Below are 12,839 nucleotides of genomic sequence, written 5' to 3'. Positions count from 1 at the left end.
GCATGATGAGGTCCATGAAATCATCGTCCAGATTCAGCGTTCCCGTGCTCTGGCTGATCCTGTTCTGCCCCGGTGCAGCCTGGATTGGCTGGCAGGACGGCGTTGCCAACTACGAACGCTTCTTCCAGGACACCAGCATCGCCCAGCGCATGCTCAGTCAGAAGACCGTGCAGCATGAGGCCGTCCTGGCAACGCTGGCGGCGTTGGCGAATCCGCCGGCGCCCGAACGCCTGTTGCCCAGCCTGCAACCAAGCATGCCGCAGTTGCAGGGTCTCGGGCTGTTTCGCAACGGCACCTGGATGGCGACTCAGGCAGCGCCTGCAGACCTGGCGATGATGCTCGAACGAGCGCGCCAACTGCAGCGGCCTGTCACCTTGCCTCAGGAACAGTCGCGCTACTGGCTGGTCGCGCCGTCAGGCTGGAGCCTGCTGCTGGATGCACGGCAATTGCTCTCCGCCGATGAATTTCCGCCATCATTGGGCGTGTTGACTCTGGATCTGGGCAACGGACCGCTCACGCTGCTGGCCCGCCAGCCCGGGGACCTTTCCGTGGGTTGGACGTTCGACCTGCGCAAACCGCTGGGAGCCGTCAGCCAGCCCTTTGCCTTGCACAGCTGGCGGACCCTGACGCCAGCCGACTGGCCCTGGCCGGCATGGCTGACATGGGCGTTCGCCAGCGCTCTGCTGGCCGTTGCCGGCACGGCCTGGCAGCGCACGCGCGCCGAGGCTCGGCGACAGCAGGAGCAAGCCCGCCTGGCGCAGATGGCCCGCCTGGGTTCGCTGGGTGAAATGGCCGCAGGCATCGCCCATGAGCTGAACCAGCCACTGACGGCGATTCTCGCCCAGGTGCGTGCAGCCGAGCGCCTGCTCGACGAAGAGGACGAGCGCCCTGCCGTGCGCCAGGCGCTGCTTGCCAGCGCTGCCCAGGCACGCCGTGCGGCGGACATCATCCGCCGATTGCGCGATCTGGTGCAGTCCAGCTCGCCGTCGACGCGTGCAGCGGTGGATGCCGAGCAGCTGATGGCCTCGCTACTGTTTCTACGCGCCGAGGAGCTGGCCCGCCAGGGCATTCGCCTGAGCTGGTCCAATGCCAGCCCGGGCGAATGCCCGCTGGGCGATCGGGTCGCGCTCGAGCAGATAGTGCACAACCTGGTGCAGAACGCAGCTGACATGAGTGGCACCCGCAACATCCAGGTCAGTGGCGGCGTCGAGGACGATGCGTATGTGTTCCATGTCAGCGACGACGGTCCGGGCATCGCAGACGAAGCGCTACCACGCCTGTTCGAGCCGTTCTATACGTCACGCCAGCACGGCATGGGGCTGGGCCTGACACTGTGCGAGACGCTGGCCGGCGCCATGGACGGCCGCCTCAGCGCGCGCAACCTGGACACGGGCGGCGCCTGCTTCACCCTGCGCCTACCGCTTGCCGGAGCCGATGCATGAACGCCCTCTCCCATTCCCCGCTGGTTTACCTGGTCGACGATGATGACGCCGTGCGTGATGGCCTGGCCCTGCTGCTGCGCAGCGTCGGCTTGCGCAGCGAAAGCCATGGCGATCCGCAGGCGTTTCTCGCCACGCTGTCGGCGCAGTCGATCGGCTGCGTCGTGCTGGACATTCGCATGCCGGGCATGGGTGGGCTGGAGGTACTGGAACGGCTCGCCGAATGTTCCGATCTGCCGGTGGTGATGCTGACCGGGCATGGCAACGTCGATCTGTGTCGCCGCGCCTTCAAGGGCGGTGCCATGGAGTTCTTGCAGAAGCCCGTGGATGACGATGTGTTCCTGGATGCGGTGCAAGCCGCTGTACGTCTGCATATCGCCAGCCGGGAGCGTCAGGCCGTCAGCCTGGCGGCCAGCGAGCGCCTGGCGCGCTTGTCCGGGCGCGAGCATGACGTGCTGGTGCGCATTGTCACAGGCATGAGCAACAAGGAGATCGCGCGGGAGCTGGAGCTCTCGCCGCGAACCGTGGAAACCTACCGGGCCAACGTCTTCGACAAGCTCGAGGCCGACTCGCTGGCACAGCTGATCCGCCAGTACGCCAGCCTGCTGGATGAACCGTCTCCGTAGCGCTACGGAGAACAACGAGTAGTCGGGCGAATACCGCGGCGAGGGGCATGCGACCAGACTGGCGACTCCTGATCCGACTAAAAGGAAAGTCCCATGACTCGTTCGTCCCTAGCTGCCCTGCTCTGCTCGTTCGCCCTCGTCAACGTCGCCAACGGCGCGGTTCTCAATGAAGGCAATCTGTCGACGGCCGACGCGCAGAAGCTCGCCAGTGCGACCGTCGCGGCCTGCTCCGCCAAAGGCTACAACGTCAGCGCTTCGGTGGTGGATCGTGCCGGCCTGCTGAAGGCCTTTGCCCGCGCGGACAACGCCGGCCCACACACGATCGAGGCCAGCAGGGCCAAGGCCTTCACCTCGGCGTCGGCCAAGGCCCCTACGCTGGCAATCATGGAGAACGCGCAGAAGAACCCCGGCGCAGCCAACCTCAGCGATATTCCGGGTTTCCTGTTGCTGGGTGGCGGGGTTCCGGTCAAGGCCGGCGACACCGTCATCGGGGCCATCGGTGTGGCAGGTGCTCCGGGTGGTCACCTGGATGCACAGTGCGCCGATGAGGTCCTCGCAGCGAATGCCGCGTTGTTTCGCTAAGCGATCGTAACGCGAGTAGTCATTCGCGGCCTTGGCCACCGCCGCTTGCTGAAGCTGGCGGTGGCCTGGTCCCTGTCTCCCGGACAAAAAAAGACCGCACTGGAAGATCCAGGCGGTCACAAGTCGTCTTAACCAAAGGAGATGAAGTGGAGCCAGAGCAACGACCTTGTCACGGAGTCAACTGTCGCTGCCCAGGAATCTTCATCGGGACGAAGCCTACCGGGTGCGTCCGCAAACACCCCATCGAAGTCATCGATAGTGATCATCAATCAGCTCAAATAGTGCCGCCGGCAGCATGGTGATAACTCTAAGCGCGCCCTCTGGGCCGGGCCTTACCTCGATGTGAGGCACGTTTAGAACAGCACACAAACACCGGGAGCACTCATGTACAGAAAACACGGTCTCGCGCTGGCCTGCAGCCTCGCGCTGGGTGGCCAGTTGGCGCACGCCAGCAGCCAGTCCGAAGCCAACGGTTTCGTCGAGGATGCCAGCCTCAACCTGTTGCTGCGCAACGCCTATTTCAACCGCGACTACAAAGACCGCACCAACGATGCCAAGACCTGGGGCCAGGGTTTCATCACCACCTTCGAGTCCGGCTTCACCCAGGGCACGGTCGGCTTCGGCGTCGACGCTTTCGGCCTGCTGGGCATCAAGCTCGACAGCGGTCGTGGACGCAACTACCGCGCCTTCTTCGACACCGACGGCGACGGTCGTCCGGTCGATGAGCTTTCCCAGGCCGGCGGTGCAGTGAAACTGCGCGTCTCCAACACCGTGATCAAGTACGGCAATCAGTTCCCTTCCCTGCCCGTTCTGGCGCATGACGACAGCCGCCTGCTGCCGCAGTCCTTCACCGGTACGCTGGTAACCAGCAACGAGATCGAAGGCCTGGAGCTGAATGCCGGGCGCTTCACCGCTGACAGCCCGATGGGCGACTCGGCGCGCGACCCCAACCGCCTGAAGAGCATCGATGTGCTCGGCGGCAGCTACGCCGTCAGTGATGACCTGAGCCTGGCGGTCTACCACGCCGACCTCGAGGACATGTACAAGCGTTACTACGCCAACGTCAATTACAACCTGGCACTGGCGGCCGATCAGGCGCTGAACTTCGACTTCAACATCTACCGCACCAAGTACGACACCGGCTCCAGCGCCGCGCTGGACTTTGGTGGCGACGGCAAAGGCGACCGCAACACCATCTGGAGCCTGGCCGCCAAGTACAGCGTCGGCGCCCACGCGTTCATCCTGGCGCATCAGCGCAACAGCGGCGATGCCGGTTTCGCCTACGACTACGGTGATGGCGGCAGCAGCATCTACCTGGCCAACTCCTACTACTCGGACTTCAACCTGAAGGACGAGCGCTCCTGGCAGGCCAGCTACGAGCTGGACTTCGCCGAGTACGGCGTGCCGGGCCTGCGCTACAAGTTCGCCTACGTCCGTGGCGACAACATCGACACCGGTAACGACAACGAGGGTACCGAGCGCGAGATCTTCAACCAGGTCAGCTACACCGTCCAGAGTGGCGTGGCCAAGGACCTGCACCTGCGCCTGCGCAACTCGATCTATCGTTCGAGCACCGATGTCGGTCCGGACCTCAACGAGATTCGTGCATTCGTCGAGTACCCGCTGAGCATCCTGTGATGCCCCCTGCCCCGACCCTGGTCGGGGCAACCCTTCATGCCCGCAAGGCCTGTACGAGAGCCTTGGCCGAATCCTCGATCGCAGCTTCGTCGTAGGCGGCGAACCCCATCATCAGGCCGGGTGCCTGCGTATTGGCGACCCAGTAGCGCGACAGCGGTATCGAGCCGATGCCGGCCTCCTGCAAACGCTCGAACGCCAGCTGTTCATCCTCGACGTGCAAGCGGCAGGCGATGTCCATCCCCGCGCGAATCTCCGGCACATCGATCAATCCGCGCCAATGCCTGTGCGCGGCTTCGGCAAAGGCATCGGCCCGGGAAGCGTAGATCTTGCGCATACGCCGCACATGGCGGTCGAAATGCCCTTCGTGAATGAAATCGGCCAGCACCGCCTGCGCCAGGCCGTTGGCATGCCGCGACAACAGCGCCGAAGCGCGGGTGAACGGTTCGACCAGATGCTCGGGCAGCACCAGATAGGCCAGGCGGATCGCAGGAAACAGTAGCTTGCTGAACGTGCCGGCCATGATCACCGAGTGCTCGGCGCCCGGCATGGAGCGCAGTGCCGGGATGGGTTTGGCGATGAAGCGGTACTCGCTGTCATAGTCATCCTCGAAGATATGACTACCCTGCTCCTGCGCCCATTGCAGCAGGGCCAGACGCCGCGCGGGCGACAGCTCGCCGCCCAGAGGCGCCTGGCGCGATGGCGTGACGTACGCCAGCCGCGCATCACGCGCCAGGCGCACGCCTTCATCGACCCTGAGGCCGGCCTGATCCACCGGCACGTCCACACGCCTCACACCGGATACCTCCATCAGCTGGCGTGCGCCCGGGTAACCCGGGTCCTCCATCCACACCTGCGATTCGCCCGGTGCCAGCAGCCGCAGGCACAGGTCCAGCCCTTGCTGCACGGTGCTGAGCAGGAGAATGCGCGACGCTGACACCTGCACCCCACGGGCAATGGCCAGGTAGCCAGCGACCGCCTCGCGCAGTGCGGGCAAGCCCGCCGGATCGGAATCCAGCAGCATGGACAGACGCGAGCTGCGCAACTGCTGGGTATGCAGCTTGCGCCACAGGTCGATGGGAAAGGCCTTGATGTCGCCGCGATGAGGGAAGAAAGGACGCAGCCCACTGGGCAGCGTGCGTCGGGAGAAGATCGGATCGATCTCCGCCAGGCGATTCAACCAGGGCGTGTCGGGGGCGCTGCGGCTTTCCTTCACCTCGGCCACCACCTTGCGCCGGACGTATCCCGCGTTCAGCGTCGGGTCCGGCAGTACATCGCTGACGCGTGTCCCGCTGCCGGTTCGAGCCTGCAGGTAGCCCTCGGAAAGCAGCTGCTGATAGGCCGCCTGCACCGTGCCACGGGCCAGCTTGTAGTACTCGGCCATCGCGCGCGTGCTGGGCAGCTTGCTGCCTGCGGGAAGACGCCCGAGGAGAATCGCGGCGCGCAGCGACTCATACAGCCAGCTCTGCAGGCTGACACCCTCTTCCGGCGTTCCCAGCGGCAGAAAGACCACCTCTGGCGGTGTTTTGTCGGCAGCCATGTGCGCTCCGAAGTGGATCAGTAATTCTTGCAAAGATTGGATCAATACACTGATCCAATGCAACCGCACAATTCATCCCGTAGTCAGCCAGCACCTTTCTTCTTCGCTACGGGAACAACGACATGAAACAACGAATCCTGATCATCGGCGCCGGTTTTGCCGGCATGTGGAGCGCGCTGAGCGCCATTCGCCTGCTGGACCAGCACCAGCGTCTGGAGGTGAGCGTCACCCTCCTCGCCCCGCAAGCCGAACTCCGCGTGCGCCCGCGCTTCTACGAAACAGACCTGGCCACCACCGTTGCCCCGCTCGGCCCGCTGTTCGATGCGGTCGGGGTGAATTTCGTGGAAGGCTGTGCGACGCGCATCGATGCCGCCGGCAAGCGCGTCATCTACCGCGAAACGGGCGGCGCCCAGGCCGAACTGAGCTACGACCGGCTGATCCTGGCCTCGGGCAGCCAGGTCGCCCGCCCTCCTCTGGCCGGTATCGACCGCTTCGCCTTCGATGTCGACAGCTTCGAATCGGCGCAAAAGCTCGAGGCTCATCTGCAGAGCCTGCGTGACAAGCCGGCCAGCCAGGCGCGAAACACCGTGGTGGTGGTCGGAGGCGGCTTCACCGGCATCGAAACGGCAACAGAAATGCCGGCGCGCTTGCGCGCCATCCTCGGCGACGAGGCGGATGTGCAGGTGATCGTCGTCGATATGGGCAAGCAGGTGGGGAGCGCGATGGGCGAACAGATCGCCTCGGTGATCGCCGAAGCCAGCGATGCGCTGGGGGTCACCTGGAAGCTCGGCAGCCCGGTATCGATGGTCGACGAACAGGGCGTGCAACTCGACGATGGCGAGCGCATCGAGGCCAGCACCGTGGTCTGGACCGTGGGGGTGAAAGCCTCGCCGCTGACCCAGCAGATCGATGGCGAGCGCGATGCCTTCGGACGCCTGCATGTCGACCGCAACCTGAAGGTACTGGGCCAGGACAGCATCTATGCCACCGGCGATACGGCCTATGCCGCCGTGGATGAGCTGGGCAATCATGCGCTGATGACCTGCCAGCACGCCATCGCCCTGGGGCGCTCGTCGGGGAACAACGCGGCGGCCGATCTGCTGGGTGTCGAAGCGATCCCATACAGTCAGCCCAAGTACGTGACCTGCCTCGATCTCGGCGCCTGGGGCGCTGTCTTCACCGAAGGCTGGGAGCGCAAGGTGCTGCTGACCGGCCAGGAAGGCAAGGCCATCAAGACCGAGATCAACACCAAGTGGATCTACCCGCCGGAGGCCAAGCGCGATGTCGCGCTGGCGGCGGCCGACCCGCTGATCCCCGTCGTTGCCTGACCCGCTGCCAGCCCCGGACGCCCTGTGCGTCCGGGGATGCGTCGTTGCGAGTTGCGCACGGCCACAGCGAGGCCTGCCGCTCGACAGCGCAACCACTGACATCACGCGCCCCAAGCGGTATATGCTCGAGGCCAGACCTGATTGCAGCCCCTGGCGACAGTCGCCTGGTCATACGGGCAAGGCCCTGCCACACCGCCACCCTCTGGCGAATCCGGGTCGAAGTGCCTTGTCGCGGGTCTTTGACTGCAGGAGAGTTCGCGTGCCACGCATCAATCGCCAGTACCGGCCGCAGGTATTCGGGCTGCTGCAATCCGCCATCACCAGCGCCATCGCGGCGTTGATCGCCAACCCCAAGGGGATGGCACTGGGTCCGTTCATGCTCAGCTGGAGCACGACCTGGTTACTGACCTGGCTGAGCATGATCCCGGTGGTACTGCTGGCTGCACCCTATGTCCGGCGACTGACCGATCTCATCGTTCAGCGCGAGGACTGACTGCCCTCAGACCAGCCCGTACGAGTGGCTATCCTCGTCCGAAGCAGCCTGAATCTCGGCGCGTTCCTGCATGCGCTGGGCAATCGTCTCCTCCACTGCCTTCTGCTGCTCAGGCGGCATGGACTCGATATCTTCCTCGGTCAGGCCCATTTCCTTGAGTATGCGGTCGCGCATCTTTTCCGCCGGCGTCATTGCCATGTAGGCCTTGAACGCCTCGAGCGCGGCCTTGCCGTCGTCTTCCTCCATCTTCTCCACCTGTCCCGAGCCGACGCTGGTTTCGGTCTGCTCATCGGCGCTGTTCTGCAGGGCTACCCGCAGGCGGGCAAACCCCTCTTCCGTGGCTTGTCTGGCCTGGAATTCGCGCTCCGACTCGGCATTCGCCGTGCGCACGGTTTTCCCGACCTCGCGTGTAACGAGCGCTTGTTCATCCTGCTGCTCGTTCTGCTTGCCGCGGAAACCGGTCAGCGACACGCCGCTGTAGTTGCCTACGCCTCCAATGATACTCATGCCTCGCTCCTTGACTGAGTTGCAGTTGCCAGGGGCTTGGAATCAAGGCGCGTGCCAACATGAAAGAGTGACGTAAGCCTCTGAAAACACAGGGCTTGTTCGTTTTCAACGGCGGCAATGGGAGGCAAGACCTTGCCGCTGAGCGGCAAGGTGGCGGCGAGAGTCAGTGCGAGTCGCTGATCTGCCGGAAGGCGTCCAGCAGTGCCCGGGTGAGGTCGACCGAGGAGAACTTGGTCAGCATCGCGTTGGCACCGACCGAGCGGGCCTTTTCGGTATTCATGGTGCTGTCCAGTGAGGTGTGCAGCAACACGTAGGTATCGGCGATGTCGGCGCTGCGGCGGATTTCCCTCACCAGGCTGTAGCCGTCCATCTCGGGCATCTCGATGTCGGACACCAGTAGCTCGAAGGGCATGCCCGCCTGGCGATATTCATGCAGTTGCTGCAGCGCCGCCTGGGCACTGCGTACCGCCGTGCAGTCCAGGCCCAGCTGGCGCAGGACGTTGAGCGTCTGCTGCAGCGCGACCTGCGAATCGTCGACCAGCAGCACCCGTCGTCCCTGCAGGATCTGTCCGTCCTGGCCATCGAGCAATTGCCCGACCGGCGCCTCTTCCAGGGCAGGCGTGATGTCGTGCAACACCTTCTCGATATCGAGAATCTGCACGATGGCGCCGTCGATCTGGGTCACCCCGGTGATGAAGGCCCGGTTGCCTGAGCCTGCGGGTGGCGGGCGCACGTCGCGCGTGGAGCACTGCACGATGCGCTCGACGCTCTTCACGTGCAGCCCCTGGCGCGAGCGGCTCAGCTCGGTGACGATCAGACAGCCGTCGTCCTCGTCGGCGGCCCCGGCCTCGCCCGTGGCACGCGACAGGTCGATGACCGTCAGCGCGGAGCCACGCAACGTGGCGATGCCGCGCACGTTCGGTCCACGGTTGGGCAGTTTGGTCAGCGGCGGACAGGGAATGATCTCGTTGACCTTGAGCAGGTTGATTCCCAGCAGTCGGCCGCTATGCAAACGAAACAACAGCAGAGACAGCGCGTCGCCGGTGATGAGACTCATGAAACGATCCTTGAACGAACGGTAGGCCTACCGGGTATAGCGACCAGCTGGCTGCGGACTTTAATCCGCAGCCAGTTTCAAGGCGACTCGCCCGCGGTTGGGGCAGGTTTCCATGTAGCGATGCGCCTCGACGAAGTCCTCGAAGTCGAACACCTTGTCGATCACCGGCGTCAGCAGGCGGTCGGCCGTCATCTGGTTGATGTGGGTGAGCGCGCGCTGCACCGCCTCGTTGTTGGGCTCGATGCCCAGCTCCGGGCAGCCGGTGAAGTCCAGCACGCAGTGACGGAAGAACTGCAGGTGCTTCTTGAAGGCGGCGCAGGCCGGGAACGCGGTATCGTTGCCGCCGTTGATGCCGTACAGGATCAACTTGCCACGCGGCGCGGCGATGTCACCCAGCAGCTTCATCTGCGGCCCGGCGCACTGGTCGAGAATCACCTCGACGCCCTTGCCCTCGGTGTAGCGTTCGACTTCGAGCACCAGGTCCTGCTCCTCGGTCGCGATCACCTTGTCGGCACCGAGACCACGCAGGAACTCGCGATCATCCGCCGAACTGGTGGAAACGATCACCTTCGCCCCCAGCGCCTTGGCCAACTGCACGGTCTGCGGCGCCATGCAGTGGCTGGCCTCGGTGATCAGCACATGCTGCCCCGGTTTCAGGTGCGCCAGGTCGACCAGCGCCAGGTAGCCGAACAGCAGGCTGGTGTAGTGCACGCTGGCTTCCAGCGGACTGAGCACCTCGGGATAGCGGGTCAGGGCATGGCTGGGCATCAGCACCAGATCGCCCCAGGTCGGATAGCGGTTCGGCGTGCTGGCCGGGAAGCCGGCGACGGCGGTGCCGATCTCGAAATCGCTGACGCCTTCGCCCAGGGCGGCGATGGTGCCGGCCAGTTCGAAGCCGGTGCCTGCCGGAAGCTTGGCCTGCTCGGCCGCCAGGTTCTGACGCCACAATACGTCTTTCCAGCCCAGGCCGACCGCCTGAACGCGCACCAGCACCTCACCAGGGCCGGGCACAGGCGTCGGAACCTCTTCGTACTGGAGCACATCGGCATCGCCGAACTTATGAAAACGGATCATGCGGGACATCGCTTACCTCGAGCTTGATCGCGGATTAACACTTCAATGATTGTGGACTCTATCCGCTGTGCGACGGCGACACTATCAGACTCTATCGATAGTCTTCATGCCTGTCAGTGATTCAGCGACTTTCAATCCGCTGCGCACTGCCCGTACTATTTGTGCCGGCAAGGCTCTCATTTGCAACGCGGTGCTGACAAGGCCCGTGTCCCCTCGGATGGTACCTGGATGAACCGCAACGACCTGCGTCGCCTCGATCTGAACCTGCTGATCGTCTTCGAGACGCTGATGCACGAACGCAGTGTGACCCGGGCTGCTGAGAAGCTGTTTCTCGGCCAGCCAGCCATCAGCGCGGCGCTGGCACGCTTGCGCACGCTGTTCGATGACCCGCTGTTCGTACGCACCGGGCGCAGCATGGAGCCGACGCCACGGGCACAGGAAATCTTCGCCCTGCTCTCGCCCGCGCTGGACTCCATCTCCACCGCAGTTAGCCGCGCTGCCGACTTCGATCCGGCGACCAGCAAGGCGGTGTTTCGCATCGGCCTCTCCGATGACGTCGAGTTCGCCCTGCTGCCTGCCCTGCTCCGCCGCCTGCGCGCCGAGGCACCAGGCGTGGTACTGGTGATTCGCCGTACCAACTACCTGATGATGCCGGGGCTGCTGGCCTCCGGGGAGATCTCCGTGGGCGTGGCCTACACCGAGGAGTTGCCGGCCAACGCCAAGCGCAAGGTCCTGCGGCGCAGCAAGGCCAAGCTGTTGCGTGCAGACACCGTGCCCGGCGCGCTGAGCCTCGATGACTACTGTGCGCGTCCGCATGCCCTGGTGTCCTTCGCCGGAGACCTCACCGGCTTCATCGATGACGAGCTGGCCAAGGTCGGGCGCGAGCGCCATGTGGTACTGGCCGTGCCGCAGTTCAACGGCCTAGCCACCCTGCTGGCGGAAACCGACATCGTCGCCAGCGTGCCGGACTACACCGCCGCAGCCCTGACCGCGGCCGGTGGCCTGCGCGCCGAGGACCTGCCGCTGCCGGCGCAGACATTCGAGCTACACATGGCCTGGCGCGGCGCGCAGGACAACGACCCGGCAGAGCGCTGGCTGCGTTCGCGCATCCAGATGTTCTGTGGTGACCCCGACAGCCTCTGAAAACGCACCATGCAGGTGCCGGCAGGAACTTTCTCGCACTATCATGACTCAAAATTGATAGAACTCTGTCTTTCATCATTCCTGATGATATTCAACTTCATGGTGTTCGATTCGTAGCACCCTCTGACTCGCCGCAGACTCCGCCCATCCACAAATCCGACTGGCGGAGTCATCTATGGAACAGCATCACAAGAACATCTGGATATTCCCCCTGGCGCTCGCCAGCGTCATCGCCCTGAGCGGCTGCGATCAGGCGCCTCAGGCTCAGGCGCAGATGCCGGCCCCCAAGGTCAGCGTCGCCGAAGTCATCGAACAACCGATCAACGAGTGGGATGAGTTCACCGGCCGCCTGGAGGCACCGCAGTCGGTCGAGATTCGCCCGCGCGTTTCGGGCTACATCGATCGCGTGGCCTTCGACGAAGGTTCGCTGGTGAAGAAAGGCGACCTGTTGTTCCAGATCGACCCGCGCCCATTCCAGGCCGAAGTCAAACGCCTCGAGGCCCAGCTGCAACAGGCGCGTGCCAACCAGGCACGTGCAGCCAGCGAGGCCCGCCGTGGCGAGCGCCTGCGCCAGAGCAACGCCATCTCCGCTGAACTGGCCGATGCCCGCGCCAGCGCCGCGACCGAAGCCAAGGCCGAGGTCGCCGCCATCGCCGCCGAACTGGAGAACGCTCGCCTCAACCTCGGTTTCACCCGCATCACCTCGCCCATCGACGGTCGCGTCAGCCGCGCCGAGATCACCGAAGGCAACCTGGTCGGTGCCGGCGAAAGCCTGCTGACCTCGGTGGTGTCCACCGACAAGGTCTACGCCTACTTCGATGCGGACGAGCGCGCCTTCCTCAAGTATGTGGAGCTGGCTCGCGAATCCGGCTCCGATGCCCGTGGCGCCAGCCCGGTCTACCTCGGCCTGTCCGATGAAGCCGACCACCCGCACCTGGGTCAGCTGGACTTCCTCGACAACCAGGTCAACCCGCGCACCGGCACCATCCGTGGCCGCGCCGTCTTCGACAACGAGGATGGCCGCTTCACCCCCGGTCTGTATGCGCGTCTGAAGCTGGTCGGCAGCAAGCCCTATGCAGCGACACTGATCAAGGACGAGGCCGTCGGCACCGACCTGGGCAAGAAGTATGTCCTGGTGCTGGGCGCCGACAATGCCGTGGCCTATCGCGCCATCGAGCTGGGGCCGAAGCTGGAAGGCCTGCGTATCGTGCGCAGCGGTCTGAGCAAGGGCGAGAAGATCGTCGTCAACGGCCTGCAACGTGCCATGCCGGGCGCCACCGTCGACCCGCAGCCGGTGTCGATGGCCGATGAAGGCACGCTCGAGCAACTGGCTCGCATGCGCCAGGCCGTCGATGGCAGCCAGGCCCCGCGTGTCGCCGCCGAAAAAATCGATGCTCACTCTCCGCGCGGCTGAT

12 protein-coding genes are annotated in these 12,839 nt (G+C 64.6%); 8 read left to right on the top strand and 4 right to left on the bottom strand.

Annotation, left to right across the window (positions count from 1 at the left end; all coding sequences use genetic code 11):
- The first annotated feature begins 14 nt into the window (after positions 1 to 14).
- The 4 genes from EPK82_RS04005 (at position 15) to EPK82_RS03990 (ending at position 4,285) form a co-directional block, all read left to right on the top strand.
- On the top strand, positions 15 to 1,442 hold the full coding sequence (locus EPK82_RS04005; RefSeq protein WP_134675838.1) for a sensor histidine kinase: 1,428 nt from the start codon (positions 15 to 17) through the stop codon (positions 1,440 to 1,442).
- Positions 1,439 to 2,065, top strand: coding sequence for a response regulator transcription factor (locus tag EPK82_RS04000; RefSeq protein WP_134675837.1), 627 nt, complete (start codon positions 1,439 to 1,441; stop codon positions 2,063 to 2,065). The genes EPK82_RS04005 and EPK82_RS04000 overlap by 4 nt, the downstream gene beginning before the upstream one ends.
- Before the next feature lie 93 nt (positions 2,066 to 2,158).
- Complete coding sequence (locus EPK82_RS03995) at positions 2,159 to 2,647, top strand: GlcG/HbpS family heme-binding protein (RefSeq protein WP_037047465.1); 489 nt, start codon at positions 2,159 to 2,161, stop codon at positions 2,645 to 2,647.
- Between the two features lie 384 nt (positions 2,648 to 3,031).
- The gene (locus EPK82_RS03990; RefSeq protein ID WP_134675836.1) at positions 3,032 to 4,285 is read left to right on the top strand and encodes an OprD family porin; all 1,254 of its coding nucleotides are present in this window, start codon (positions 3,032 to 3,034) and stop codon (positions 4,283 to 4,285) included.
- 34 nt (positions 4,286 to 4,319) lie between these two features.
- Here EPK82_RS03990 and pdxR read toward each other — a convergent pair whose 3' ends face one another.
- Positions 4,320 to 5,822 carry a MocR-like pyridoxine biosynthesis transcription factor PdxR gene (gene pdxR, locus EPK82_RS03985; RefSeq protein WP_037047470.1) on the bottom strand — a complete coding sequence of 501 codons (1,503 nt, stop codon included), beginning with the start codon at positions 5,820 to 5,822 and terminating at the stop codon, positions 4,320 to 4,322.
- Between the two features lie 122 nt (positions 5,823 to 5,944).
- Between pdxR and EPK82_RS03980 the strand changes: the two genes are divergently transcribed.
- Positions 5,945 to 7,150, top strand: coding sequence for an NAD(P)/FAD-dependent oxidoreductase (locus EPK82_RS03980; protein WP_134675835.1), 1,206 nt, complete (start codon positions 5,945 to 5,947; stop codon positions 7,148 to 7,150).
- Positions 7,151 to 7,409: 259 nt separating this feature from the next.
- On the top strand, positions 7,410 to 7,643 hold the full coding sequence (locus EPK82_RS24985; protein ID WP_037047473.1) for a DUF2798 domain-containing protein: 234 nt from the start codon (positions 7,410 to 7,412) through the stop codon (positions 7,641 to 7,643).
- A 6-nt stretch (positions 7,644 to 7,649) separates the two neighbouring features.
- Here the strand turns inward: EPK82_RS24985 and EPK82_RS03970 are convergent, their stop codons facing one another.
- The 3 genes from EPK82_RS03970 to EPK82_RS03960 form a co-directional block, all read right to left on the bottom strand.
- Complete coding sequence (locus EPK82_RS03970; protein WP_134675834.1) at positions 7,650 to 8,150, bottom strand: hypothetical protein; 501 nt, start codon at positions 8,148 to 8,150, stop codon at positions 7,650 to 7,652.
- A 163-nt stretch (positions 8,151 to 8,313) separates the two neighbouring features.
- Positions 8,314 to 9,207, bottom strand: coding sequence for a chemotaxis protein CheV (locus EPK82_RS03965; RefSeq protein WP_037047478.1), 894 nt, complete (start codon positions 9,205 to 9,207; stop codon positions 8,314 to 8,316).
- A gap of 60 nt (positions 9,208 to 9,267) precedes the next feature.
- Complete coding sequence (locus tag EPK82_RS03960; protein WP_037047479.1) at positions 9,268 to 10,290, bottom strand: zinc-dependent alcohol dehydrogenase family protein; 1,023 nt, start codon at positions 10,288 to 10,290, stop codon at positions 9,268 to 9,270.
- 219 nt (positions 10,291 to 10,509) lie between these two features.
- On the opposite strand from EPK82_RS03960, the gene EPK82_RS03955 reads away from it, so the two are divergent.
- Together EPK82_RS03955 and mexE are read left to right on the top strand one after the other, a co-directional pair.
- Positions 10,510 to 11,424 carry a LysR substrate-binding domain-containing protein gene (locus EPK82_RS03955; RefSeq protein ID WP_037047481.1) on the top strand — a complete coding sequence of 305 codons (915 nt, stop codon included), beginning with the start codon at positions 10,510 to 10,512 and terminating at the stop codon, positions 11,422 to 11,424.
- Positions 11,425 to 11,599: 175 nt separating this feature from the next.
- Positions 11,600 to 12,838 carry a multidrug efflux RND transporter periplasmic adaptor subunit MexE gene (gene mexE, locus EPK82_RS03950; protein WP_047587996.1) on the top strand — a complete coding sequence of 413 codons (1,239 nt, stop codon included), beginning with the start codon at positions 11,600 to 11,602 and terminating at the stop codon, positions 12,836 to 12,838.
- Position 12,839: the final 1 nt, after the last annotated feature.

This window comes from Ectopseudomonas khazarica (assembly GCF_004521985.1).
GTDB lineage: Bacteria > Pseudomonadota > Gammaproteobacteria > Pseudomonadales > Pseudomonadaceae > Aquipseudomonas > Aquipseudomonas khazarica.
Note: the sequence above shows the minus strand (reverse complement) of the source record. Positions and strands in the feature narration are given on the sequence as shown.